Origin of the sequence: Chromohalobacter sp. 296-RDG (assembly GCF_029889885.1) — a bacterium.
Lineage (GTDB): Bacteria > Pseudomonadota > Gammaproteobacteria > Pseudomonadales > Halomonadaceae > Chromohalobacter.
In genome coordinates this window covers 53,476-77,639 of record NZ_JARANY010000011.1, presented here as the reverse complement: position 1 = coordinate 77,639, position 24,164 = coordinate 53,476, and the positions used below count along the sequence as shown (strand labels likewise).

Sequence of the window (24,164 nt, the reverse complement as noted above, 5' to 3'; positions counted from 1 at the left end):
TCGTCCTGATAAAGCGTTAGTGATGAAAGCGTTCGGCGGCCTTGCGCGCCAGTTCGCGAATGCTGTCCCAGTCTTCGTTCTCGACCAGATCGCTGGGCGTCAGCCATGAGCCGCCCACGCACATCACGTTGGGGAGACTGAGATAATCGTCGGCGTTTTCCACGGTGATGCCGCCGGTGGGGCAGAAACGCGCCTCCGGGATCGGGCCGCCAATGGACTTGATCGCCTTGGCACCGCCACTGGCTTCCGCCGGGAAAAACTTGAAGCGTCGATAGCCATACTGCCAGCCGGTCATCAACTCGGATACCGTAGCCACACCCGGCAGCATCGGCACAGAACTTTCCACGCCATAGCGATACAACGCCTCGGTGGTACCGGGCGTGACCACGAAATCCACGCCGGCCTCTTCGGCCAGCCGATACTGGGCGGGCGTCAGCACGGTGCCAGCGCCGATGCTCACACCTGGCAACGCGGCACGCATGCGTCGGATGGCATCCAACGCGCAGTCGGTGCGCAGGGTAATCTCGAGTACGTTGAGCCCGCCTTCGACCAGAGCACGCGCCATGGGCACGGCATCCTCGAGGCGATCGATCACCAGCACCGGAATCACCTCCACCTTCTGGCAGATGCTGTCGAGTTCCGTCGTGCGGGTGGAAGGAAGCTGTTTGTCGATAGTCATGGAGAGGCTCCGGGGGTTCGTAAACGCAGGGCTCAGGGCGCCCAATACGTCGCGATCGGCTGGGAGAGGAAGGCACGAATCGGCAATTGCCGGGCATCATCGCCCCCCAACGCGTTGGCCAAGACGCGACGCTTTTCCTCGCCGGTCATGTGCAGGACATGCAGATGGGCATCGGCCAGGCGCGCGGCACTCAACGTAATCCGCGCCTGCGGTACGCTGGGCGCATGCACCGCCACTGTCGCTTCGGATGTTTCAAGCGCCGTGGCCAGCTGGTCGCTGTCGGGAAACAGCGAGGCCGTGTGCCCATCACCCCCCATGCCCAGGACGACCACGCTGGCCGGCCACGGCAACGATGCGACGCGCGCCGACACCGCCTCGACGCCGGCCTCGGGGGTGTCGTCGTCGGTGGTCAGAGAATGAAAACGCGCTTCGGCAGCCGGCCCGACGAGCAACGTTTCGCGAATCAGGCGCGCATTGCTGTCGGCATCATCACTGGCTACCCAGCGCTCGTCGGCTAACGTCACGTCGATACGCGACCAAGGCAGCGCCTTGGTAGCCAGGGCGCTGAAGAATGGCTTCGGCGTGGAGCCGCCGGAAACCACCAGCAGCACCCGTTCGCGACTGGCCAAGTCAGCTTCGAGCGCCTTGGCCACGGTGTCCGCGAGGCGCTCGGCAAGATAACGACGGCCTTCATCGATGCTTGTCATAATCGGCTGCCCATCAAATCAATAGTCTTCATACCAGGAGCGACCGTCCTGAGTAATCATGGCGATCGACGCCACGGGCCCCCAGGAACCCGCCGGATAACGGCGCGGCGGCATATCCCTCGCCTCCCAGCCGGCGATCAGTTGATCTACCCATTTCCAGGCGTATTCCACCTCGTCGCGACGCACGAACAGGTATTGCTGGCCTTTCATCACCTCGAGCAGCAAGCGCTCGTAGGCATCGGGAATCCGTGTCTTCGGGAAGGCGTGATTGAAATCCAGATGTAGCGGCCCAGGCCGCAGGCGCATGCCCTTGTCGAGTCCGCTGTCCTTGGTCAGTACCTGCAGCGCTATACCTTCCTCCGGCTGCAGACGTATAACCAGCTTGTTGGCCGCCAGTCCGCGCTGGTCGGGATCGAAGATATAGTGCGGCTGCTGGCGAAAGTGGATCACGATTTGCGACATCTTTTCCGGCATACGCTTGCCGGTACGCAAATAGAACGGCACCCCCGCCCAGCGCCAGTTGGCAACCTCGAGCTTCATGGCCACGAAGGTCTCGGTGTGGCTCGAGGTGTTGGCGCCTTCCTCGTCGAGATAGCCCGGCACACTCTCGCCATCCACGGAGCCGCCGATATACTGGCCACGGACCACGTTGCGCGATAGCTCTTCACCTACCAAGGGCTTGAGCGCCTTGAGCACTTTGACCTTCTCGTCACGAATGGCGTCGGCGTCAAGATTCGACGGCGGATCCATGGCGATCAAGCACAGCAGCTGCAACAAGTGGTTCTGGACCATGTCACGCAACTGCCCCGCCTCGTCGAAGTACCCCCAGCGGCCTTCGATGCCCACCTTCTCGGCGACGGTGATTTCCACATGCGAAATCTGGTTCTGATTCCACTGATTGCCGAATAACGGATTGGCGAAGCGCAGCGCGATCAAGTTCTGGACCGTCTCCTTGCCCAGGTAGTGATCCATGCGATAAATGCGCGACTCGGGGAAGACATCGCCGATGGCATCGTTGATCTGAACGGAGGATTCGAGGTCGTAGCCGATGGGTTTCTCGACCACCACACGGGTCTCGTCATCGAGGCTACCACTGGCGTGGAGATTGGCGCAGATATCGCCGTAGATGCTGGCCGGCACCGCGAGGTAAACGACCATGGGGCGTTCGGTAGCGTCATGCCAATCGCGAATGGCGTCATATCCCGCGACGGTGGCAAAGTCGAGTTGCTGGTAGTCGAGACGCGCCAGGAACCGCTCGAGACAGGCCTTTTCCAGCTCGTCGGACGTGAGCCGCTTGTTAAGGGCTTCCTTGACGTTGGTGCGGAAACTATCGACATCGTGTTCCTGGCGCGCCAGCCCCAGGATACGCGTGGTATCGCCAAGCAACCCTTCGCGATCGAGATGGTACAATGCCGGATACAATTTACGCAGCGCCAAATCGCCAAGCGCCCCGAAAAGGGCCAGATCGACATCGGGCGTGATATCTCGACTCATGACGCGGCCCTCAAAAATCTGGTTAACTTACTTATAAAATAAGCCATATCAGGGCTCCTCGGCAAATTTATTATGTAAATTTACTACTATAGCAGTACACGCTTACCTCATATTCGTGAACGACTTGGCTTGGCGACCCTGCGCCACCACGCTAGGATGCCTGTCTAACACAACGTAGTTAATTGACTACCTCTCGACACTTTTGGCACACAGAGACTCTCATTACGCATGCCAGCCTTCGATCTGATCGACCGTATCCGTTCCCGTTTGGAGGAACTCAATCGTTCCGAACGCAAAGTGGCCGACGTGATTCTTCACGACCCGGCCGCCGCCACTGGCATGAGCATCGCAACGCTGGCACAGGCGGCGGCGGTCAGCGAACCAACGGTCAATCGTTTCTGTCGCAATTTCGACGCCAAGGGCTATCCCGACTTCAAGATCAAACTGGCCCAGAGCCTAGCCGGCGGCACGCCCTATGTCAGCCGCAGCGTGGAGCGTGACGATGGTGCCGCAAGTTACGGTGACAAGATCTTCGGCGCCACCATTGCCGCTCTCGATGATGCCCGCCGCGCGCTCGACGCACAGCGCGTCGAGCGCGCCGTCGATTATCTGATCCAGGCCAAGCAGATCAGCTTCTTCGGCCTCGGCGCCTCGGGACCCGTGGCCCAGGACGCGCAACACAAGTTCTTTCGCTTCAACCTGCCCGTCACCGCCTATGAAGACGTGCTGATGCAACGCATGGTCGCCGCCGCCACGCATACCGGCGATGTCATCGTCATCGTCTCCTACACCGGCCGTACCCGCGAGCTGGTAGAGATCGCCCGTGTAGCGCGTGACAATGGCGCCATCGTACTCGGCATCACCGCGCCCGACTCGCCACTCGCCCACGAGTGCACCGAAACCCTCGAGGTCATTACCCCGGAAGACACCGATGTCTACATGCCGATGACCTCGCGCATGATTCACCTGGCCTTGATCGACGTGCTGGCGACGGGCGTCACGCTGCGTCGCGGCGAAGACTTCCTGCCGCACCTCAAGAAGATAAAGGACAGTCTGCAAGCCACTCGATTTCCGCTCCACGACGAGTGAACGTCGTGGAGCGCGCTTGCCGCCACACCGTACACAGTCACGACAATGAGCGTTTCACCACGCTCATTGAGGCGTTTTTAGTAACACCGCCTTTCTCCCAAGGAGTATGCCCATGCGCTGGCTCGTCGCCTGCCTATTGATTCTCGTCAGTACCGCCGCCACGGCGGAAACGTTTCGTTTCACGGCCATCCCCGACGAAGACCAGTCACGGCTCGAGGAGCGCTTCGACAAGGTCGCTCGTTACCTCGAGGACCAACTGGGCGTGGCGGTCGAGTACGTGCCAGTCAAATCCTATAGCGCCGCCGTCTCGGCCTTCCGCAACGACCAGGTGCAACTGGCCTGGTTCGGCGGCCTGACAGGTGTTCAGGCACGCCGCTTGGTACCCGACTCCCGCGCCATCGCCCAGGGCAAGGAGGACGCCGAGTTCCGTACCTACTTCATCGCCAACCATGACAGCGATGTCGACACTCAGGGCGATGATCTGCCCAAAAACGTGCAAGGCAAGGCGTTCACCTTCGGCGCCAAGACCTCCACCTCCGGTCGCCTAATGCCGGAATATTACATTCGCAAACAATTCGGGGCGCCACCCAAGTCGCTGTTCTCGCGTGTCGGATTTTCCGGCGACCATACGCGTACCATCGCCCTGATCGAAGCTGGCACCTACGACATCGGCGCCGTCAACTTCAAGGTCTGGGACGCCGCCGTCGCCGATGGACGCGTGGATACCGACAAGGTCGACGTGATTTGGAAGACGCCGACCTACCCCGACTATCAATGGACCGTGCGTGGCGACGTCGATGACCGCTATGGTGACGGCTTTACCGATAAGGTGCGTCAGGCACTGCTCGATATGCACGACCCCGAGCTGCTCGAGAGCTTCCCTCGTCAGGGCTTCATCCCCGCCGATAACGACGACTATCAACCTATCGAAGACGTCGGCGAGAAACTGGGCCTGCTGCGTTGAGTGTGGAGGAACTCGTTCGCTTCGATGGCGAGGCGCTGGGTCATGCACGCCATACCGTCCTCGCCGATCTCACGTTGAGGCTTAGGGCCGGCCAGCGCGTGGCATTGCTCGGCCCCAGCGGGGTGGGCAAATCGACCCTGCTGGCCGGCTTGCGCCAGCGCCTCGGGCATCGTGCGGCCTGGTGTCCGCAAGAGCACGGTCTGGTACCGCCGTTGTCGGTCTATCACAACGTCTACATGGGCCGCCTGGAGCGCCACTCCGCATTCGCCAACCTCATGAACCTGATCCGCCCGCGACGCGACGCCTGGCACGACATCCAGGCACTATGCGCAGAGCTGGGCCTCGAAAGACTGCTCAAACGTCCCGTGGCGCAACTCTCCGGGGGTCAGCGCCAGCGTGTGGCCATCGCCAGGGCGCTCTATCAGGCGCGTGAGGTATTTCTCGGCGACGAGCCGGTCGCCAGCATCGACCCGCACCAGGCACGTCGTCTGCTGCAGATGGTTCAGCACCGGCACGCGACCTGCGTGATCGCACTGCATCAGCGCGAACTCGCGTTGACGCATTTCGATCGCGTATGGGGCCTGCGCGACGGCCAACTGATACTCGATGCGCCGGCGCGCGAGTTGACGCTCGAAGATCTCGACACGCTCTATCCTGACGCCCACTCGTCTGATGTCCCACCGGAGCCGGCATGAGTGCCGAACGTGCACCAGGACTACTCGCCGGGGACTCCCTCAATCTACGCCTCGCTCGGCGCTCGTTGGGACTGATTGTACTGTGTCTGGTATTACTACCATTCGCCGATCTCGCGATCACCACCCACGATCCTTGGGCCGAGCTGGGGCGCATGCTCAGCGGCTTGGTGCATCCCGACATCCTGGCGACCGAGTCACTGCCCCATGCCATCGCCCTGACCATCGGGTTTGCGCTGTGGGGGACGCTACTCGGCGTGGTGCTGGGCTTCCCGCTGGCCTTGCTCTTCTCGCGTTCACGCCTGCTACGCGGTGGTTGCGCATTCGTGCGCGCTATCCACGAGCTGTTCTGGGCGCTACTCCTGCTGCAGGTCTTCGGTCTTTCCGCCGTCACCGCCATCGCCGCCTTGACGATTCCCTACGCCGGCATCTTCGCCAAGGTCTACGCCGAGATCCTCGAACTCACGCCACGTGCGCCGGTCGACGCTCTGCCCGAAGGCGTGAGCCGTCTTTCGCGCTTCGTGTATGCCGAGTTGCCCATGGTCTGGTCGAGACTCTCGGGCTATACCCGCTATCGCTTCGAATGCGCCATGCGCTCGAGCGTGCTACTAGGCTTCGTGGGTCTGCCGACACTAGGTTTCCATCTGGAAAGCGCCTTCCGCGAGGGGCGCTACTCCGAAGCCGGTGCCTTGCTGTGGATGTTTTATCTCATGATCGCCTCGCTGCATCTATGGGGACACCGCCGCCTGCTGCCCTGGATCGCGCTGGGGAGTCTTTTCCTGCTCGGCCCCTGGCCGGATATCGACGGCGCGCTGCTGTGGCGATTCGTGAGTGTCGACCTATGGCCGAAACCTCTACTCGAAGGGAACTGGAACGAACTCTGGCAGTGGTTTGGCGACATCCCCGACCTCCTGCCCGCCATCGGCAATACCTTGCTACTGGGACTGATGGGCACCGTCGGCAGTCTGGTGGTGGCCTTACTGCTATGGCCATTGGCCAGCCGCCATTTCGGCAATCGCCCGACCCGTACGGCAGGCAAAGGCGTCTTGATCTTGATGCGCTCCACGCCGGAATTGATGTTGGCTTTCATCTTCCTGTTGATGCTCGGTCCATCGATGCTGCCCGCCTGGCTGGCGTTGTCATTACACAACGGCGCACTGATCGCCTTCCTGGTGGCGCGGCATGCCGATGCCATCGTGCCGGGTAACCACGCACTGCCGGCATCTGCCCGTTATGCCTACGAATTGCTGCCACGCCTCTATGGCGGCTTGCTGGCGCTGCTGTTCTACCGCGCCGAGACGATCATTCGCGAAACCGCGCTCCTGGGCATGCTCGGCATCGCCACGTTGGGCTTTCACATCGACTCCAGCTTTGCCTATATGATGTTCGATCAGGCCTTCGTACTGTTATTGATTACCGCTGCGCTCAACATCGGCGTCGACGCCCTGGCGCGCCGCTACCGCCCGCGCGAAATCGCCAACACCCCAGGCCATCGCGACCATCCCACGGGAGAAGCCGCATGCTGATCACGACACTGCTGTTCGTCATCACCGCCGTGGCGGAAATCGTCGGCTGCTACCTGCCCTGGCTGTGGCTTCGCCAACAAGGCTCACCCTGGCTACTGATCCCGGCGGCCGCCAGCCTGGCGCTATTTGCCTGGCTCTTGACGCTGCACCCCGCCGCCAGCGGCCGTATCTATGCCGCTTATGGCGGCGTTTACGTCGTCTGCGCCCTAGGCTGGCTGTGGGCAGTCGATGGCGAACCGCTGCGACTCACCGATTGGATCGGCGCCGGTCTCGCGCTTGCCGGGATGGGCGTGATCGCCAGCGGATGGCGATAAGAAGACACCATCGCTGCCGAACGCAAGGGTGAGCGCCAGCGCTCACCGCATGCCTCGTAACGATCACCCAGTATATAGCCAGTCGCTTGCGCCACCCCGCAAGCATTGCCTACGCCTTTCGCCGCCATGGCTGACAGCCAGTTACACAGCACTGACATAGGCTGGTACCTGACAGCACATACGTTCACGCGCGTTGCACATCAGCGCCAAGCGCCGTTTCCCTGCGCCCGCACATGCGGGTTTGGCCTCTGGCCGGACCGCCCTCCGGGCGGTCATTTTTTGTGATCTCCCATCGCCCCCAAGTTCCCATGTCGGCGCCCCGAGACAGTAGCCATCATGCCACGACTCGGGTAGGGTAAACGTCCGTATACGTTGTCACTCACTCCACGGATCGAGCCCGCGGCATTCGCCGACGAAAGGGAAGATGTCTGCATGACGACACCGGCCATGATGTACGTGCATGACTGGCGCGCCTGGCAGCCCGGACGCCGCGATACGTCGCAGTCCCGCCTCAGCGTCGCGGAAAAACCCGCTGGCGGCCATGTGCCCGCCATGTTGCGACGCCGTTTGACCGGCATCGGTCGCGCACTCTGCGACATGCTGGCCGAGATCGACGCCAATGCCGACTGCCCTTTGCTGTATGCCTCCCGCCACGGCGATGGCGAGCGCACCCTGGAAATGCTCAATACCCTGGCCGAGGAAGTGCCATTGTCGCCGGCACGCTTCGGTCTCTCGGTGCATAACGCCATCCCCGGCGTGTATTCGATCGGGCGCGGCAACCGCCGCACCCAGCAAGCGATCGCCGCCTCGGGCGACGAATTCGCCGCGCTGCTCGTCGAAGCCCGGGGGTACCTGGCACAGGGCGAGCCGGCAGTGATCGTCGCCTTCGCCGAGCAAGCGATCCCCGCGCGCTTCGCCGCGCACTTCACGACCCCGGTCGACACCGCCGCCGTGGCACTACGCGTGTCGTTGACGCCCACGGATGACGCCTGGGCGCTCATCCCACGCTCACTGGCGAGCGACGACACCACCGAGGGCAGCCCACAGCCCAGCGATCTCATCGACTGGCTATGCGGTACACGCGACGAACTCCATTGTCACCGGCCGCGCCAGGCATGGTCGTTGGTTCGCGCCGACTAAGCGTAACGCATGGACGAGATCGTCCCATGCCCATCGACGCCCTGCCCTATACCCGCTTACACCCTGTATCATAGGCCAGCCGGTAAAGTGCGCCCCGCCGTCGGCAACGTTTACGCACACGACATACGCCTTATGCTGCATCGACGAGAATGGAGTCGCCCATGACGAGCGAATTGGAACAAGAGCTCAAGCATCTCATCATCGATACCCTCGAGCTCGAGGACGTCACGCCAGAAGATATCGATCCCGACGAGCCGCTGTTCGTCGAAGGCCTCGGCCTGGACTCCATCGACGCCCTGGAACTGGGGCTCGCCCTGCAGAAGCGCTACGGCATCAAGCTGGAAGCCGATAGTGATGAAACACGCCACCACTTCCGCAACCTGCGCACGCTCGCCGCGCTGGTTGAGGAGCGTCGCACCGCGTAGGGCCCAGCATGAATTCCCGGACCTCATCGTCGACCGCACCACGCTCGGCCCTGTGCAACCTATTACTAGGCATTCTGGCATTGGGATGGCCGCTGGCCGTGCATGCCTTGCTGCCGCGCCTGGGCGCCTGGCCACTTCTGATCGCCCTCGTCGCGCTGGCTTGGTGGCGGCTGCCGACCGCGCGCCGGAGCTGGGGCTGGGGATTGCTTATCGTCGGCGGGGCCATACTCGCTGCCGGCCACGCCGAACTCGGCGTGCGCGCCTGGCCGGTGCTTCTCAATACCGCCATGCTGGCCGCCTTTGCTTACAGCCTGACACGCCCGCCTAGCGCAATCGAACGCCTCGCGCGTCGCCGCGAACCCAACCTCGGACCACGCGGCGTTCGCTATACGCGTCGCGTCACACAGGCCTGGTGCGTATTCTTCGCTATCAATGGCAGCATTGCGCTATGGACCGCACTCTACGCTGACCTGGCCACGTGGACGCTCTACAACGGGGGCATCGTCTATGCCCTATTGGCCACGATGTTCGGTGGCGAATGGTTGATCCGCCGCCAGGTGAGGAAAACGCCCGATGACGAATGACGCGGCGCACGGCCCGCTGCTGGCCGCCCCGTGGCGCGAACGCGACCCTGCACGCGCCGTGGCCTGGCAAACCGACGCTCACGCCGAGACGCTCTGGCAAACGCTGGAGATATTCCAGTCCGACGTCGGCGCCTGGCAGGCGGCGCTGGACGCGCATGCGGAATCTCCCTGTCGCTGGATGCTGAGTACACACGACCCTTACCGATTCGGTTGTGCGTTGATCGCCGCCTGGGAACGTGGCGATCATGTCATCCTGCCGGCCGACACGCGCCCCGCCACACTCGAGGCCCTCGATGCCCTGGGTGCCGCACGCCTGGGAGACATGCCCGGCGGCCTAACACCGAGCACTCCACAAACGCCGCGCTGGGGTACGCTCGAGGCAGAACGTGTCGCCGTCACGCTTTATACCTCCGGCTCCACCGGCGAACCCCAGCGCCTCGACAAGAACTTCGCCCAGCTCGATGCGGAGCTTGGCATGCATGCCGCGCTATGGCCGCTCGATGCACGCCTGACCCTGAGCCAGGTGAGTCATCAGCATATCTACGGCCTGTTGTTCAGCGTGCTGCGCCCACTATGTGAGCGTGCGCCGTTCGCTGCCGAGATGTGCCGCTACCCGGAAACCTTACATCTGTGGTTGGCGCGCTGGCAGGCGCAAACTCGGCGCGAGGCGGTGCTGATCAGCGCCCCGCCGACTCTCGAGCGGCTCCCGGAGACACTCGACTGGCCGGCAGTCGACGGCGTCCTCGCCCGCGTTTACTCCTCCGGTGCCCCCTTGCCGCGCGACGCCGCCGCGCATGCCCAACGCCTGTTCAGTACCGAGGTCCGCGAAGTCTATGGCAGCTCCGAAACCGGCGGCATCGCCTGGCGCATTCAATCCCGGGATACCGGATGGACCGCCTTCCCCGGCGTCGAGGTACGCAACGATGCCGAGCATCAACTATGGCTGCGCGCGCCCTGGTTGAGCACACCCGCCACCTGGACGCCGCAGGCCGACCGCGTGGTCGTCGAAGGCACCCACTTTCGGCTACTCGGCCGAAGCGACCGTATCGCCAAGGTCGGTAGCAAGCGTGTCTCGCTCACCGCTTTTGACCGCGCCCTCGGTGATTTGCCGGACGTGCGCCGTGCCCATTGCGTTCCCTTGCCGAAACGCGATGGCCGCCTGGGCGCCATCGTCGAACTCGTCCCCGAGGCCGTGCCGCACGATCACAACGCACGACGCCGACTTATCCAGACGCTGCGCGCCGCTTTAACGCCACGCTTCGAAAACGCCGTGCTGCCACGCTACTGGCGATTCGTCGAGGCCTGGCCCCGCGACGCCCAGGGCAAGCTCGGCGCGACGTGCTTGTCACGCCTTTTCGCGGATCTCGACGATCCCCGAGTGCCTCGCTGGCTGGGCGAAACGCTGGATGGCCCGCAAAGCGCGCGCCTGACCCTCGAAGTGCCTGAACGTCTCGCCTATGTCGAGGGCCATTTCGCGACGCAGCCGGTGGTGCCGGGTATCGTCATGGTCCGTTGGGCACTCCAAGCCGCACGCGAAAGCCTCGGCCTGCACGGCGTATGCCGCGATATGGTACGCATCAAGTTTCCCCTGCTGCTTCTACCGGGGGAACGCGTCACCCTGATGCTCGACGCCACGCATGACAGCTCGCATGCAACGGCTCATGACAATGCTCACCACCACGCTCATCACGACATCCACAACAACGCTCATAACAACGACATGACGACCCGACTACGCTTCACGTTCACCAGCCAGCGCGGTACTCACGGGACCGGCACGCTGACGCTGACGCGACCGGAGGGCGCGTGCCATGCGTGACGATGCCCGCGCCTGTGTCATCATTCCGGTCTATAACCACGCCGACGCGGTGGGACGTACCTGTCAGACGCTACGCCGTCTGGAGGTCCCCCTTTTATTGATCGACGACGGTTGCGAGCTCGCCTGTGCCGCCGTTCTCGAGCGCCTCGCCGGCGCGCCCCACACACATCTGCTCAAGCTGCCGCACAATCAGGGCAAGGGCGCGGCAGTCAAGGCCGGCTTGCGCGAGGCACAGCGGCTGGGCTTCACGCACGCCCTGCAAGTCGACGCCGACGGCCAGCACGACGCCGACGACCTGCCGCCGTTTCTCGCCGGCCTCGATGCCGACGACATGACGCTGCGCATCGGCTATCCGCGTTTCGACGCCAGCGTGCCTCGGCACCGCTACTACGCCCGTTACCTCACCCATTCGCTGGTGTGGTTGAACACTCTTTCCTTCGCGCTGCGCGACACCATGTGCGGCGTCAAGCTGTATCCGGTAACGGCAACCAATCACTTGGTCGAACGGCATTCCTGCGGAGACCGCATGCAGTTCGACACCGAACTGCCCGTGCGCTGGATATGGGACGCGCGCCCGGTCGAGAATCTGCCCGTGCAGGTGAGTTACCCCCTCGATGGCGTCTCGCATTTCGCCATGTGGCGCGATAATCGCCAACTCACCACCATGCATTTACGCTTGCTCGCCGGTATGCTGCGGCGGCTGCCACACCTGCTCGGCCGCCATGCGCGAATGACAAGGAGTACCGGATGACCCCCAGCGACGACGACACGCAGCGCGATGCACGACACTGGTCGCGCGTTCAGGAGTCCGGCACATTGGCCGGCATGCGCCTGATGATCTGGATTCGCCGCCATCTGGGACGCTGGCCGTTTCGGCTCATGCTGGTACCGGTCATCCTTTACTACTATGCGATACGCCACATTCCCCGCCAGGCGTCGCAGGACTATCTCAAGCGCATCTGGCCGCTGCATGCCGGGCGTAAGCCGCGCTGCGTGCACTGGCTGAGCCTGCGTCATTTTCTGGTCTTTGGCGGCATGCTGATGGACAAGATCGATGCCTGGAGCGGGCGTACCCTGGAAGCACGCGTCGATGGCGCAGATCGTGCCCGCCTCGACGCCGCCATCCGCAGCGGACGCGGTGGTCTGGTGCTGGTCTCGCACGTCGGCAACCTGGAAATCTGCAGCGCCATGCAGGAACGTCGCGACGACTTCCATGTGGTGCAGATCATGCACACCCGCAACGCCAGCAAGTTCAACGAGCTGCTGGCCCGCAGCAATCTGCGCCGCGCGCCGGAGATCATCGAGGTCAGCGAGATCACACCGGCCACCGCCATGTTGCTCGCCGAGCGCATTCAACAGGGGCGCTTCGTGATGATCGCCGCCGACCGTGTGCCGATCAACGACGACGGCCGCACCCAGACGCTCGACTTCCTGGGCGCGCCAGCGGACTTTCCCGAAGGCCCGTTCCATCTGGCCACCCTGTTGCGCTGTCCGCTCTACACGGTGGCCTGCCTGCGTGACGCCGAAGGCTACCGGGTGGAATTCAGCGACTTCGACGACACCACCCACGTCAAACGCGTCGAACGCGATGCCTGGCGCGAACAAGCCATGCGCCGTTACGTACAATGGCTGACCGATCAATGCCAGCGCCAACCTCTGCAATGGTTCAACTTCTTCCCCTTCTGGGGTTCTTCGACAACGCACACACGCGACGACGGCTGAGTCTCGCCGTCGCGTGCCATATCGACACGGGAGAAAGCACATGATGCGCCGCTTGATCGCCTACGCCTGCCTGGGGCTCGTCGGGCTACCGCTCGCTGCACACGCTTTCGACCGCCAGGCGCTCCAGGCGCGGCTCGAGCAGACCCCGGCGCTGGAAGGCCACTTCACGCAGACGCGTTGGCTCGCCGATGTCGATACCGAACTCGAAAGCCAGGGACGCTTCGCCTATGTCCGCGACGAGAAGGTCGTCTGGCAGTTGGAAACGCCCGTGGAGGACACGCTGGTGCTCACGCCGGCCGATGCCGATGACGCCGCGCAATCGGAAAGCGCCCGTCAGGCCGGTCGCGAGCAGATCGCCGCGCTATTGTTACGCCTGCTCGGCGGCGACTGGTCGGCGCTGGATTCACGCTTTACCCAGGTACTCGAGGGCAACGCCGACGACTGGCGGATCAAGCTCACCCCGCGCGACTCGGCCCTGGCCGAGCGCATCGGCGAGATTCGTCTGGCCGGCGGCCGCTACGTCGAGCACCTGGAGATGCACATCGCCGATGGCGACCGCCTGAGCGTCGACTTCAGCGACCAGACGCCGCTGACGCCCGAAGCGATCGACGCCCTCCCCGACGCCGATACCCGCTGACCGGATCGCCAGGACTTCTCATGTCGCCTCTGCCCACCGCCACGCGCGCGCCCCGTTATCTCGCCTGGGCCTGGCTAGCCGCCCATCTGCTGTGTCTGGTGGCACTCGGCTGGCTGCTGCGCGACGGCCTGCCTGCAGACACCCGGCTGACCGCCATGCTGCCGGAGGATCGTCAGGCCCCGCTGGTGGAACGTGCCAGTGCCAAGCTGGGCACGAGTTTCGAGGACCGCTTCGTACTGCTGGTGCATGCCGACGATCTATCGAGCGTCACGCCCGCGCTGGCCGAGGTGCTCACCGAGCTCACTGGGAACGATGGCGCTGCGTCGGTGATCGACACCCTGACCTGGCGCGACACCGATCTACTCGACGACGATCCTCAGGCGGCACTCGATGCCTATCGCTATCGCCTGCTGACCCCCGAGATACGCCAGGCCATCGATGCCGACGGCGGTAACTCGCTGGTCGAGCCCGCACTGAAGACGCTGTTCTCGCCCGACGCGCGCCCGGATCCGCTACGCGACCCGTTCGGACTGCTCGATGCCTGGCTCGAGGAGCGCACCACGAGTCGCGTCATCCCGCGCGATGGCCGTTTGAGCATCGATATCGACGGCCAGCGTTTTAATCTATTGATCGGCAAGCTTGCTACCTCGCCCTATGCGCCTGACGCTCAGCAGCGCCTGACGACGGCATTGGCGGATTTTCAGGCCAATCACCCCGAAGCGACACTATTGCGCTCGGGGTTGATCTTTCATGCTGCGGCCGGCGCCGAGCAGGCCAAGCACGAGATCTCGACCATCGGCCTGGGCGCATTGCTCGGCCTGATCGTAGTGCTGCTGATCGTCTTTCGCTCGCCGCGCGTCCTGCTCGCACTATTGCTACCGCTAGGCAGCGGCCTGCTGATGGCGCTGACCCTGACGTTGGCATTGTTCGGCAGCCTGCACTTGCTGACGTTGGCCTTCGGCGCCAGTCTTATCGGCATCGCCATCGATTACGCCCTGCATCTGCAGAGTCATCGGGCCATCGCTGGCCGCGCCTTTCGCCTCCGCGCCCTGCTGCCCGGACTCGCACTGGGCTTGGCATCGAGCCTGGTCGCGTACCTCGCCCAGACCCTTACCCCGTTGCCGGGCCTGCGCCAGATGGCGGTTTTCGCCGCACTGGGGCTACTGGGCGCCTGGCTTTCGGTAGTGCTGTGGCTGCCTCGCTTACATCTACCCGTCTCGCCGGCCACCGCGCGCCTGGCGACACGCTGGGAGCGCCTCACCCGCTCGCCGTGGCACCTCAAGCCCGGCATCGTCGGCGTGGCAGCGGTCATACTGGTGGCGGTCTGTGCCTGGCGCCTGCATAGCGACGATAGCCTGCGGCTGCTCAGTTCATCGCCCGATGCCTTGCTCGAGCAGGAGCGCATCGTGCAACAGCATTTAGGCAACGATACCGGCACGCATTATTTACTGGTGCGCGGCGACGACGAGGCCGCACTACTCGGACGATTGGACGCCCTGCACACGCCGCTGGACACGCTGCAACGCCAGGGCGTGATCAGCGGACACGTCGACCTTGCCGACAGCGTGCCGCCGCCCGAGCGACAAAACGCCGATCTGGCGCGTGTCGAACGGCTCTATCAGGCCCCACTCGCGAACCTGTTTGAACGCGCGAACCTGCCGGACACACTGGCCGAGCGGGCACGCGCGCGCCTCGAGGAGAGCCCGGTGCTGGATGTCGCCACCTGGCTCGACTCGCCGCTCGGGGAGACGCAACGCCGCCTGTGGCTGGGCAACACCGACGACGGTGACGTCGCCGCCAGCGTGGCGCTTCAGGGCGTCGCGGACGGCGACGGCGAGGCGCCCTTGCGGCAACTCGCTGCCGATACGCCCAGCGTCACCTATGTCGATCGCATCGAGCGCCTGTCCGGGCTGCTCGGCGAGCTGCGCACGCATATCGCCGAATGGCTGTCATTGGGCCTCATCTTGCTGGGCGTAGGGCTGACCCTGCGTTATCGTCGGCGTACCTGGCGAGTACTGTTGCCCCCGCTGGGCGCTACGCTGATCGTATTGACGAGCTTCGCGATGGCCGGCATCCCGCTCAACGTCTTCAGTCAGTTGGGGCTATTGCTGGTCTTGGGCATCGGCCTCGACGCGGGTATCTTCAATGCCGAGCATCCCCGCCAGGCCGCCGCCTGGCTGGCCATCAGCCTGTCCACGCTGACCAGTCTGCTGGCCTTCGGACTGCTTGCTTTCAGTGCCACCCCGGCACTTCACTATCTCGGCCTGACGTGCCTGATCGGTTTGGCCGCGGTGTGGGGGCTGGTCTACTTGCTCAGGCCTGGACCAAGAGGAGACGCAGGATGAACATGCACACCGACGCATCCCCGCATGCCAACGACTGCGACGTCGCCATCATCGGTGCCGGGCCCTCCGGAGCAGCTTCTGCCGCACGCCTGAGCCGTCTCGGATGGCGTGTGCATGTCATCGAACGCAGCCATTTCCCGCGCTTTGCCATCGGCGAAAGCCTGTTGCCGCAGAGCATGGCCTATCTCGAGGCAGCCGGCTTGCTGGAAACGGTTCAGGCCGCCGGTTATCAGTCCAAGAACGGCGCCGCCTTCACGCGCCACTCGCGGACCACCGCCATCGACTTCCGCGACAAATCCACCCCCGGCTGGGGCACCACCTATCAGGTCCCGCGTGCCGACTTCGACCAGCGCCTGATCCACGCCGCCGAGGCCCAGGGCGCCACGCTCGAGTTTGGCACCACGGTCACCGCGTTCGACGCCGACGCCGCGTGTCCCATACTGCAACTCAAGGACGAACAAGGTGCGACGCGCTACTTGAACGCGCGTTTCGTGCTCGATGCCAGCGGCTATGGCCGGGTACTGGCACGCCTGGAATCACTCGAACGCGATCCGCGCGCCGAACCGCGCATGGCGATCTTCAGCCATGTCGAGGACGGCATCGAGGACGCCGATTACGACCGCGAGAAGATCCTGATCGGTGTGCATCCAGAGGACGCCGGCATCTGGTACTGGCTGATCCCCTTCGCCGACGGACGCGCCTCGGTGGGTGTCGTCGGCGACATCGAGACCCTCACCGCGCATGGCGACAACCCCGAGGCGCGCTGGCAAGCCTTGATCGACCGTGAGCCCCGCTTTCGCCAACTCCTGCATCAGGCGCGGCGCGTGCGCGAGGTCAACGAGATACGCGGCTACGCGGCCAGCGTCACGCGCCTGCACGGCCCCGGTTACGTACTGCTCGGCAACGCCGGAGAATTTCTCGACCCGGTGTTTTCCTCCGGCGTCACCATTGCCCTGCACTCGGCGCACCTGGCCGCACCCCTGGTCGACCGCCAGCTACGCGGCGAGGCAATCGACTGGCACGCCGACTTCGAGACGCCGCTGCGCGCCGGTGTGGAAACCTTCCGCGCCTTCGTCGAGGCGTGGTACGCCGGTACGCTACAGACCATCGTCTTTCACGAAGCGCCCCCGCCGCGCTTCAAACGCTGGATCAGCGGCGTGCTCGCCGGTTACGCCTGGGATCGCGACAATCCTTTCGTCACCGCTTCACGACGCCGCCTGGCGACGCTTGCCGAGGTCTGCGCACAACGCGACGAGGTACGCTCATGAGCCTGCCACGACTCCCCCTGGCGCTCGCGCTGTGTGGTCTGATGCTGCTCGGTGGCTGTTCGCTGACACCACCCATCGCGCCCCATCCCGCACTGGATCAGACCGAACGCTCGGAGACACTCACCCGGCGCCTGACCTTCATCCCGGACGACAAGGACGACAGCACACAGACGCTGATCGCCGTGCTGCGCTTGGCCTCGGATGAATTGCGCGTGGTGCTGACCACACCCTACGGACAGCGCCTGACGACACTGGTGCGCGACGCATCGGGCAGCCGCTTCGAGCAGGGCGACGCGCCGCGCGAGGAGGCCCTGCCGTTTTCGCCGGACTGGCTGGCAACGCGGCTGGAATGGTCACTGTGGCCCCGTGCGGCGCTCGAGGAAGCCTTCGCCGATAGCCAATGGACGCTCGACGAGGATCGCCAACAGCGCCTGATCGTCTATCGTGGCGAGCGGGTCGCGCGCATCACGCCACCCCCGTCGCAACGCGATATCAACAGTGACAGCGACGTAGTGCTGGAAGATTTTCAAGGCGACTATCGACTGCGCATCGCGCCGCTCGATTCGTCCACCGACCACGAGGCCTCGCGATGAGCCTATCCGCCAACCGCCAACCCTGTCGTCTATCGCGTCCCGGCGTGGTGTGTAGCCTCGGCGACGACCTGGAGACCATCGCCTATGCCTTGTTCAACGGGCAACGCGGGCTGACATCCAGCACTGCCTTCACTCCCGATCGCGAGCTATCGTTGGGCATGATCACCTGCGCGCTTCCCGACTGGGACGACTGGCCACCCGAGCAGCGCAGCCGCAACAACCGCTTGTTGGCACTCGCCATGCAACGCTTGCATGACACGCTCGACACCTTGCGTGAGTCGGTGGCGCCCGAACGCATCGGTGTGGTCATCGGCACCAGTACCTCGGGCATCGGCGAGACCGAACGCGCCGTGGCCGAGGCAGGCCGCGAGGGGCCGTTACCCGAGACGTTCCGCTATGCCAATCAGGAACTCGGTGCGCCGGCACACTTCGTCGCCCAGCGCATTGGCGCCCAGGGGCCGGTATATGCGCTTTCCACGGCGTGCAGCTCCAGCGCACGGGCCCTGGCCAGTGCGCGACGCCTGCTGGCCAGCGGGACGTGTGATGCGGTCATCGCGGGAGGCGCGGATAGCCTCTGCCGTTTGACCGTCAACGGCTTCGCCAGCCTGGAAGCGATCAGCGAGCAGCCTTGTCTGCCGTTCTCCGCGCAGCGCGACGGCATCAATATCGGCGAGGCGGCGGCGCTATTCGTGGTCACCCCGGAAGCCGGCGGCATTCAGCTCAGCGGCACGGGGGAGTCCAGCGACGCCTATCACGTCTCCGCGCCACGTCCGGATGGTAGCGGCGCGCACGAGGCGATGCGCCAAGCCCTGGCAATGGGCGGCTACGCGCCCGAGGCAGTGGACTACCTCAACCTGCACGGCACCGGCACGCCCCACAACGACAGCATGGAAGCCAAGGCGGTCGCGGCGCTCTTTGCCACCTCGCCGCCGTGCAGCTCGACCAAAGCCCTGACCGGCCATACCCTGGGCGCCGCCGGGGCGCTGGAAGCCGCGTTCTGCTGGTTGGCGCTCGACCGCGGACGCCTGCCGGTACATGTCTTCGACGCCCTGCCCGATCCCGAGTTGCCACCACTCGACTATGTCATGCCTGCGGTCACGCCCGAGCACACACCGCGTCCGATCAAGCATGCGCTGAGCAACTCCTTCGCCTTCGGCGGTAATAACGCCGTGCTGCTGATGACACGTGAGGAGGCATGACATGCACCTTCAGCTTCCCTGTGAGGTAAGGCCGTTCGTCCCTCATGACGGCGCGATGTGTCTGCTCGACACGCTGCTGGATTACGATGCCGAAGGCGCCACCATCGAGATCACGCCCGGGGACAGCGATCTTTTCGTCGAGGACGGCGCGATTCCCGCATGGGTCGGCCTCGAATGGATGGCCCAGGGCGTCGCCGCCTGGGCCGGGGTCTGGGCGCATATCGACGGCGCACCGCCACCGCCCGGTTTCTTGATTGCCAGCCGGCGCTATCATGCCCATGTGGATAACTTTTCCCTCGGCGAGCCGGTGCATATCCAGGTGACACGGGAATTCGTCGCCGACAACGGCGTGCGTGCCTTCGCCGGCACTCTCTCAACGGCAGCGGGCCAGCGCCTGGCCGAGGGACGCCTGAGCATCTTCCAGCCGACGCCGGACACTTCTTCTTCCCCTGCAGAAAGGCAAAACGCTCGATGACCGACACCATCCTGGTGACCGGTGCCAGCCGTGGCATCGGTCGCGCCACCGCCCTGCGCCTCGCGCACGACGGCTTCGATATCGTCCTTCATTACCGCTCGCGCGAGCAGGACGCCGAGCGCGTCGCCGAGGAAATTCGCGCGCTGGGCCGCGAGGCGCGCCTCGTGTGTTTCGACGTGGCCGACCGCGATCAGGCACGCGCGCTCCTCGAAGCGGACATCGAGGCCCATGGCACTTATTTCAGCGTGGTCTGCAACGCCGGCATCACCGCCGACAACCCGTTCCCCGCGCTTACCGGCGACGATTGGGACAGCGTGGTACATACCAATCTCGACGGTTTCTACAACGTGCTGCATCCGCTGGTCATGCCGATGATCCAGCGCCGCAAGCCGGGACGCATCGTCACCATCGCCTCGATGTCGGGACTCATCGGCAATCGCGGCCAGGTCAATTATAGCGCCGCCAAGGCGGGGATCATCGGCGCCACCAAGGCACTGGCCATCGAACTGGCCAAGCGCCATATCACCGTCAACTGCGTCGCCCCTGGGTGGATCGACACCGATATGACGCATCACCTATCCCAGGAAGAAGTGCTCAAGCTGATCCCCATGCGACGCACCGGCCAGGTCGAAGACATCGCCGGCGCGGTGAGCTTTCTATGCTCAAAGGATGCGGCTTATATAACGCGTCAGGTGTTGCCGGTGAATGGCGGCATGTGCTGAGAGGCTATTTTGTAAACACCCTCTGGGGAGGAGGTCACTTGCCACCATCAAGCTTGGCGCGACGAAGCCGATAATGAGGCATACGCTTGAGGCAATGGATACGAATCGATGAAACGCTTGACTCTGATGATTGCCATACTCCTCGCCATCGCCCTGCTGGGGGGTGTGCTGCTGTCGGCTACCGACCTCGCCTGGCCGCTTCCGCCCTCGGCGCTGATTCCCCTGGGTGCGTTCGTGCTTGCGCTGGGTGCGCTGGCGATTTTGGCCCTGCTGGGCATGGCGCTGTGGCAGCAGCTTTCCCAGCAGCAGCGTGCCCTGCACGATAGCCTCGAAGCCTTGTCTCACCATGGGCGTACGCAGACCACGGCATTACTGGCCGAGCATTTCATGCAACATGCCGAACGCTTGCTGGAAAAAGAGGGACTGGATCCCAACAAGCGCAACGTGCTGCGCTGCCTGTCCATCGATGCCCTGCGCGGCAATAGCGGGCGCGGCGATCCCAACTATGCGCGTCTGGCACGACTCTTCGAGTGGTTCAACGGCGAGGCACACGCTACCGGCGACAATGCCGAGCGGCAGCGTCTGCTGGTACCGGTGCTGATGCAGTACGCAGAGATCGCCGTTCAGCTATGCCGTGTCGGCGAAAGCGAGCCGGAACGCGTGGGAGAGTTTCTTAGTCACCAGCCGCCGGCGGCAACCCAGCACGAGGAAGAAGAGGCGCCATCGACGTGACCGACGCCTTATATCCTGTGGCTCATTGGCCCTTGTATGGCGGCGCTTAGCGCAACAGCAGCAACGGTACCTGGGCGCGGCGAATCATCGCCGTAGTGGTACTGCCCACCAGGAACTGGCGAATGCGCGAGTGCCCGTAGGCACCCATGACCAGCAAATCGATATCATGCTCCTGCCGATAGTCGCATAGCACCTTCTCGACCTCGCCGGCGATAATGTGCGTATGCACGGCGCTACTGGTCGGCGCTAGCTGTTTCTCCGCCCAGGCGAGTTGCTCGCGATGCTCGTCGGTATCCGCCCCCACCAGCACCAGATGGCATTCCAGGTCGCGTAGCAACGGGCGTTCCGAAAGCAATTCAACCATCTTGCGCGTCGTTGGACCGCCATCGAAAGCAATCAGATAGCGTGTCGGCGTCGCGAAAGACTCCGGAATCACCAGAATCGGGCGATGCAGCCCACGAATCACGCGCTCGAGGTTGCTACCCATGTGCTCCGGCGAGGCGTCCGCCGATTCACCGCGCTTGCCCAACACGATCAACCGCGCTTCTTCTTCGATCTCGGTCAAGGCCTCGACCAGCTCGCCATTACGCTGACGTGTTTCGACCTCGGCAATGCCAGCCCCCTCGGCGCGCTCACGCGAGGCGCTCAACATCAAGCGACCGTGCTCTTGCGCGACCTTGCCACGTTGCTCATCCAGGCTGGCCAGCTCTTCGAGAAGATGCTCGCGCGAGCCGAGCCCGATGTTGCCGCGCGGATCGAACTGACTCGGTGCCTGATTGCGATCCAGTACATGCACGAAGGACAGCGGTACATCCATGCGCTGGCTCGCCCAGACCGCGGCATCGCTCACGGCTTCAGAATAGTTCGAGCCATCGATACACGCCATGACGTGAGGTGCTTTCATGTGGCGGGCTCCTTGTGATGATCTTATTCAGGTCCCATCGCAATGGGAGTGATTGCATGATACTCAGCCTCGGGAAGACTTGTCGTCTCACCTTAAGGCGTAGACCGCGACTCACTTAGTGGCCCATGAGCTTTTCCACGGCGTCGGGCTTGTCGTGCACCGCGAATCGATCCACCAGGGTGGCGCTGGCCTCGTTGAGCCCCACGATCTCCACCTCGGTGCCCTCGCGGCGGAACTTGATGACCACCTTGTCGAGCGCGCCCACGGCGGTGATGTCCCAGAAGTGCGCACGGGTCAGGTCGATATGGACACGTTCCACGGTCTCCTTGAAGTCGAAAGACTCCACGAAACGATCCGCCGAGGTGAAGAATACCTGGCCGACGACACGATAGACACGCGTCTGACTCTCCTCGTTCATCTCGCTACCTACATAGAGGATCTGTCCGACCTTGTTGGCAAAGAATAACGACGCCAGCAGCACGCCCACCAGTACGCCGATCGCCAGGTTATGGGTCGCGACCACGACGATAACCGTCGCCAGCATGACGATATTGGTCGACATCGGGTGCTTGCGCAGATCGCGCAGCGACTCCCAACTGAAGGTCCCGATGGAGACCATGATCATCACCGCCACCAGTGCTGCCATGGGAATCTGCGCGACGAGATCGCCAAGGAAGACCACCAGAATCAGCAGAATGACCCCGGCACACAGCGTGGAAAGCCGGGTACGCCCCCCGGATTTAATGTTGATAACCGACTGTCCGATCATCGCGCAACTCGCCATGCCGCCCAGGAAGCCAGTGGCGATGTTGGCAACGCCCTGGCCCTTGCACTCGCGGTTCTTGTCGCTAGGCGTATCGGTAAGTTCGTCGACGATGGTTGCCGTCATCATCGACTCGAGCAGGCCCACCACGGCCAGTGCCGCGGAATACGGGAAGATGATCGCCAGTGTTTCGAAATTGAGCGGCACGTCCGGCCACAGGAAGACCGGCAGCGTATCCGGCAGCTCGCCCATATCGCCCACGGTGCGCACCATGGAGAAATCGCCCAGCATGTAGATTGCCGTGAGCACGATGATGCACACCAGCGGTGACGGCAACGCACGTCCGATAACCGGAACGTAGGGAAACAGGTAGATGATCCCCAGACCGGCGGCGGTCATGGCATAGACGTGCCAGGTCACATCGGTCAACTCCGGCAATTGCGCCATGAAGATCAAAATCGCCAGAGCATTGACGAAGCCCGTGACCACAGAGCGCGAAACGAAACGCATCAACGCTCCCAGACGCAGATAGCCGGCCACGATCTGCAACATCCCCGTCAGCAAAGTCGCGGCAAGTAGATATTCGAGCCCATGTTCCTTGACCAGGGTCACCATGAGCAGCGCCATGGCGCCGGTCGCGGCGGAGATCATCCCCGGGCGGCCACCGGTAAAGGAAATCACCACTGCCATGGAAAAGGACGCGAAGAGCCCCACCTTGGGGTCGACCCCGGCAATGATCGAGAAGGCGATCGCCTCCGGGATCAGGGCCAGCGCCACCACGGCGCCGGCCAAGACGTCCGATCGGACGTTCGAGAACCAGCGTTGTTTGATCGATGCGTACATGCGTGTGTCCAGTCGATGAGAAAGGTCAGAAGTTTTACTCGGCACGCCTGGCGACGGCTCATTCGGGACACGAGCATCGTGTGATATGCCGATGTCGGGAATGCAACGGGAACCGAAAAGACGGCCGTAAACGGCCCGGACGGATGCATGGTGCGTCCATCGGGGCCGCGGAGAGCGTGGGAAACGCTCCGGGGAAAGGGAAAACGCTAGGGCGGCGTTGCGCTCATGAAATCGAATCGGCCTTGAACGGTCGGTTGTGGGCACATGGCGTCATGTGCCCAGAAAAGGACGGGATTCTACCAACTCGACGCTGCATTTGCACCTTTGGTTGTAGACGGACTTACCTCGCGCCAGTCGAATCGAGGCCAGCCACGCAACTCGGCGATACGCGCCAGGCGATCCACAGGCCGGTGCAGTCACCGTCGAGCAGGGTGCCGTCGAGATCGAAAATCGCCAGATGGCGGCTGTCAGCGAGCATGGCGCCGGGCTCCTGGTGAAAAAACAGGCGCCACTCTAACCGCTCGATTT

The 24,164-nt window shown here is 63.7% G+C and carries 25 protein-coding genes; 19 read left to right on the top strand and 6 right to left on the bottom strand.

Features of this window, described 5'->3' with window-relative positions; translation table 11 throughout:
* Positions 1–16: 16 nt before the first annotated feature.
* The 3 genes from OP495_RS06785 to zwf are packed head-to-tail and all read right to left on the bottom strand — an operon-like array spanning position 17 to position 2,880.
* A complete protein-coding gene (locus OP495_RS06785; RefSeq protein WP_280563318.1) occupies positions 17–679 on the bottom strand; it encodes a bifunctional 4-hydroxy-2-oxoglutarate aldolase/2-dehydro-3-deoxy-phosphogluconate aldolase in 663 nt (220 codons plus the stop codon).
* Positions 680–711: 32 nt separating this feature from the next.
* The gene (gene pgl, locus OP495_RS06780) at positions 712–1,386 is read right to left on the bottom strand and encodes a 6-phosphogluconolactonase (RefSeq protein ID WP_280563319.1); all 675 of its coding nucleotides are present in this window, start codon (positions 1,384–1,386) and stop codon (positions 712–714) included.
* Between the two features lie 18 nt (positions 1,387–1,404).
* The gene (gene zwf / locus OP495_RS06775; protein WP_280563320.1) at positions 1,405–2,880 is read right to left on the bottom strand and encodes a glucose-6-phosphate dehydrogenase; all 1,476 of its coding nucleotides are present in this window, start codon (positions 2,878–2,880) and stop codon (positions 1,405–1,407) included.
* Between the two features lie 228 nt (positions 2,881–3,108).
* Between zwf and OP495_RS06770 the strand changes: the two genes are divergently transcribed.
* From OP495_RS06770 to OP495_RS06680, 19 genes are all read left to right on the top strand, one after another.
* The gene (locus OP495_RS06770; protein WP_246894930.1) at positions 3,109–3,969 is read left to right on the top strand and encodes a MurR/RpiR family transcriptional regulator; all 861 of its coding nucleotides are present in this window, start codon (positions 3,109–3,111) and stop codon (positions 3,967–3,969) included.
* A gap of 112 nt (positions 3,970–4,081) precedes the next feature.
* Positions 4,082–4,933, top strand: coding sequence for a putative selenate ABC transporter substrate-binding protein (locus OP495_RS06765; protein ID WP_280568035.1), 852 nt, complete (start codon positions 4,082–4,084; stop codon positions 4,931–4,933).
* Positions 4,930–5,628 carry an ATP-binding cassette domain-containing protein gene (locus OP495_RS06760; RefSeq protein ID WP_280568034.1) on the top strand — a complete coding sequence of 233 codons (699 nt, stop codon included), beginning with the start codon at positions 4,930–4,932 and terminating at the stop codon, positions 5,626–5,628. The genes OP495_RS06765 and OP495_RS06760 overlap by 4 nt, the downstream gene beginning before the upstream one ends.
* Positions 5,625–7,151: an ABC transporter permease gene (locus tag OP495_RS06755; RefSeq protein WP_280568033.1), complete on the top strand. Its 1,527-nt coding sequence runs from the start codon at positions 5,625–5,627 to the stop codon at positions 7,149–7,151. The genes OP495_RS06760 and OP495_RS06755 overlap by 4 nt, the downstream gene beginning before the upstream one ends.
* Positions 7,145–7,465: a YnfA family protein gene (locus OP495_RS06750; protein ID WP_280563324.1), complete on the top strand. Its 321-nt coding sequence runs from the start codon at positions 7,145–7,147 to the stop codon at positions 7,463–7,465. Before OP495_RS06755 ends, OP495_RS06750 begins: the two co-directional genes overlap by 7 nt.
* Positions 7,466–7,897: 432 nt before the next feature.
* Complete coding sequence (locus OP495_RS06745; RefSeq protein WP_280568031.1) at positions 7,898–8,605, top strand: beta-ketoacyl synthase chain length factor; 708 nt, start codon at positions 7,898–7,900, stop codon at positions 8,603–8,605.
* Between the two features lie 161 nt (positions 8,606–8,766).
* Positions 8,767–9,030: a phosphopantetheine-binding protein gene (locus tag OP495_RS06740; protein WP_246899936.1), complete on the top strand. Its 264-nt coding sequence runs from the start codon at positions 8,767–8,769 to the stop codon at positions 9,028–9,030.
* An 8-nt stretch (positions 9,031–9,038) separates the two neighbouring features.
* Positions 9,039–9,614, top strand: coding sequence for a hypothetical protein (locus tag OP495_RS06735; protein ID WP_280568029.1), 576 nt, complete (start codon positions 9,039–9,041; stop codon positions 9,612–9,614).
* Positions 9,604–11,433 carry an AMP-binding protein gene (locus tag OP495_RS06730; protein ID WP_280568027.1) on the top strand — a complete coding sequence of 610 codons (1,830 nt, stop codon included), beginning with the start codon at positions 9,604–9,606 and terminating at the stop codon, positions 11,431–11,433. The genes OP495_RS06735 and OP495_RS06730 overlap by 11 nt, the downstream gene beginning before the upstream one ends.
* Entirely contained in the window at positions 11,426–12,184 is a 759-nt protein-coding gene (locus tag OP495_RS06725; protein WP_280568026.1) for a glycosyltransferase family 2 protein, read from the top strand. The genes OP495_RS06730 and OP495_RS06725 overlap by 8 nt, the downstream gene beginning before the upstream one ends.
* Positions 12,181–13,155: a glycosyl transferase gene (locus tag OP495_RS06720; RefSeq protein ID WP_280568024.1), complete on the top strand. Its 975-nt coding sequence runs from the start codon at positions 12,181–12,183 to the stop codon at positions 13,153–13,155. Before OP495_RS06725 ends, OP495_RS06720 begins: the two co-directional genes overlap by 4 nt.
* 40 nt (positions 13,156–13,195) lie before the next feature.
* Positions 13,196–13,792 (top strand): outer membrane lipoprotein carrier protein LolA, encoded by a 597-nt coding sequence (locus OP495_RS06715; RefSeq protein WP_280568023.1) that lies wholly within the window; start codon positions 13,196–13,198, stop codon positions 13,790–13,792.
* 20 nt (positions 13,793–13,812) lie between these two features.
* A complete protein-coding gene (locus OP495_RS06710; protein ID WP_280568021.1) occupies positions 13,813–16,137 on the top strand; it encodes a hypothetical protein in 2,325 nt (774 codons plus the stop codon).
* Positions 16,134–17,405 (top strand): NAD(P)/FAD-dependent oxidoreductase, encoded by a 1,272-nt coding sequence (locus OP495_RS06705; protein ID WP_280568018.1) that lies wholly within the window; start codon positions 16,134–16,136, stop codon positions 17,403–17,405. Before OP495_RS06710 ends, OP495_RS06705 begins: the two co-directional genes overlap by 4 nt.
* A complete protein-coding gene (locus tag OP495_RS06700; RefSeq protein WP_280568016.1) occupies positions 17,402–17,998 on the top strand; it encodes a DUF3261 domain-containing protein in 597 nt (198 codons plus the stop codon). The genes OP495_RS06705 and OP495_RS06700 overlap by 4 nt, the downstream gene beginning before the upstream one ends.
* Positions 17,995–19,197, top strand: coding sequence for a beta-ketoacyl-ACP synthase (locus OP495_RS06695; protein WP_280568014.1), 1,203 nt, complete (start codon positions 17,995–17,997; stop codon positions 19,195–19,197). The genes OP495_RS06700 and OP495_RS06695 overlap by 4 nt, the downstream gene beginning before the upstream one ends.
* A gap of 1 nt (position 19,198) precedes the next feature.
* A complete protein-coding gene (locus OP495_RS06690) occupies positions 19,199–19,672 on the top strand; it encodes a hypothetical protein (protein WP_280568012.1) in 474 nt (157 codons plus the stop codon).
* On the top strand, positions 19,669–20,394 hold the full coding sequence (fabG, locus tag OP495_RS06685) for a 3-oxoacyl-ACP reductase FabG (protein ID WP_280568010.1): 726 nt from the start codon (positions 19,669–19,671) through the stop codon (positions 20,392–20,394). The genes OP495_RS06690 and fabG overlap by 4 nt, the downstream gene beginning before the upstream one ends.
* A gap of 108 nt (positions 20,395–20,502) precedes the next feature.
* Positions 20,503–21,126: a hypothetical protein gene (locus OP495_RS06680; RefSeq protein WP_280568008.1), complete on the top strand. Its 624-nt coding sequence runs from the start codon at positions 20,503–20,505 to the stop codon at positions 21,124–21,126.
* A 46-nt stretch (positions 21,127–21,172) separates the two neighbouring features.
* Here the strand turns inward: OP495_RS06680 and OP495_RS06675 are convergent, their stop codons facing one another.
* The 3 genes from OP495_RS06675 to OP495_RS06665 form a co-directional block, all read right to left on the bottom strand.
* Positions 21,173–22,030 (bottom strand): universal stress protein, encoded by an 858-nt coding sequence (locus OP495_RS06675; protein WP_280568007.1) that lies wholly within the window; start codon positions 22,028–22,030, stop codon positions 21,173–21,175.
* A gap of 115 nt (positions 22,031–22,145) precedes the next feature.
* A complete protein-coding gene (locus OP495_RS06670) occupies positions 22,146–23,636 on the bottom strand; it encodes a SulP family inorganic anion transporter (protein ID WP_280568005.1) in 1,491 nt (496 codons plus the stop codon).
* Between the two features lie 340 nt (positions 23,637–23,976).
* Entirely contained in the window at positions 23,977–24,114 is a 138-nt protein-coding gene (locus OP495_RS06665) for a hypothetical protein (RefSeq protein ID WP_280568004.1), read from the bottom strand.
* Between the last annotated feature and the right edge of the window lie 50 nt (positions 24,115–24,164).

Bases quoted from the DNA above. Each gene is read 5' to 3' on its own strand.
- OP495_RS06705 (WP_280568018.1), top strand. From the start codon at position 16,134: ATGAACATGCACACCGACGCATCCCCGCATGCCAACGACTGCGACGTC.
- OP495_RS06785 (WP_280563318.1), bottom strand. From the start codon at position 679: ATGACTATCGACAAACAGCTTCCTTCCACCCGCACGACGGAACTCGAC.
- OP495_RS06690 (WP_280568012.1), top strand. From the start codon at position 19,199: ATGCACCTTCAGCTTCCCTGTGAGGTAAGGCCGTTCGTCCCTCATGAC.
- OP495_RS06670 (WP_280568005.1), bottom strand. From the start codon at position 23,636: ATGTACGCATCGATCAAACAACGCTGGTTCTCGAACGTCCGATCGGAC.
- OP495_RS06750 (WP_280563324.1), top strand. From the start codon at position 7,145: ATGCTGATCACGACACTGCTGTTCGTCATCACCGCCGTGGCGGAAATC.
- OP495_RS06700 (WP_280568016.1), top strand. From the start codon at position 17,402: ATGAGCCTGCCACGACTCCCCCTGGCGCTCGCGCTGTGTGGTCTGATG.
- OP495_RS06725 (WP_280568026.1), top strand. From the start codon at position 11,426: ATGCGTGACGATGCCCGCGCCTGTGTCATCATTCCGGTCTATAACCAC.
- fabG (WP_280568010.1), top strand. From the start codon at position 19,669: ATGACCGACACCATCCTGGTGACCGGTGCCAGCCGTGGCATCGGTCGC.
- OP495_RS06740 (WP_246899936.1), top strand. From the start codon at position 8,767: ATGACGAGCGAATTGGAACAAGAGCTCAAGCATCTCATCATCGATACC.
- pgl (WP_280563319.1), bottom strand. From the start codon at position 1,386: ATGACAAGCATCGATGAAGGCCGTCGTTATCTTGCCGAGCGCCTCGCG.
- OP495_RS06695 (WP_280568014.1), top strand. From the start codon at position 17,995: ATGAGCCTATCCGCCAACCGCCAACCCTGTCGTCTATCGCGTCCCGGC.
- zwf (WP_280563320.1), bottom strand. From the start codon at position 2,880: ATGAGTCGAGATATCACGCCCGATGTCGATCTGGCCCTTTTCGGGGCG.
- OP495_RS06735 (WP_280568029.1), top strand. From the start codon at position 9,039: ATGAATTCCCGGACCTCATCGTCGACCGCACCACGCTCGGCCCTGTGC.
- OP495_RS06665 (WP_280568004.1), bottom strand. From the start codon at position 24,114: ATGCTCGCTGACAGCCGCCATCTGGCGATTTTCGATCTCGACGGCACC.
- OP495_RS06730 (WP_280568027.1), top strand. From the start codon at position 9,604: ATGACGAATGACGCGGCGCACGGCCCGCTGCTGGCCGCCCCGTGGCGC.
- OP495_RS06765 (WP_280568035.1), top strand. From the start codon at position 4,082: ATGCGCTGGCTCGTCGCCTGCCTATTGATTCTCGTCAGTACCGCCGCC.
- OP495_RS06675 (WP_280568007.1), bottom strand. From the start codon at position 22,030: ATGAAAGCACCTCACGTCATGGCGTGTATCGATGGCTCGAACTATTCT.
- OP495_RS06755 (WP_280568033.1), top strand. From the start codon at position 5,625: ATGAGTGCCGAACGTGCACCAGGACTACTCGCCGGGGACTCCCTCAAT.
- OP495_RS06770 (WP_246894930.1), top strand. From the start codon at position 3,109: ATGCCAGCCTTCGATCTGATCGACCGTATCCGTTCCCGTTTGGAGGAA.
- OP495_RS06710 (WP_280568021.1), top strand. From the start codon at position 13,813: ATGTCGCCTCTGCCCACCGCCACGCGCGCGCCCCGTTATCTCGCCTGG.
- OP495_RS06720 (WP_280568024.1), top strand. From the start codon at position 12,181: ATGACCCCCAGCGACGACGACACGCAGCGCGATGCACGACACTGGTCG.
- OP495_RS06715 (WP_280568023.1), top strand. From the start codon at position 13,196: ATGATGCGCCGCTTGATCGCCTACGCCTGCCTGGGGCTCGTCGGGCTA.
- OP495_RS06745 (WP_280568031.1), top strand. From the start codon at position 7,898: ATGACGACACCGGCCATGATGTACGTGCATGACTGGCGCGCCTGGCAG.
- OP495_RS06680 (WP_280568008.1), top strand. From the start codon at position 20,503: ATGAAACGCTTGACTCTGATGATTGCCATACTCCTCGCCATCGCCCTG.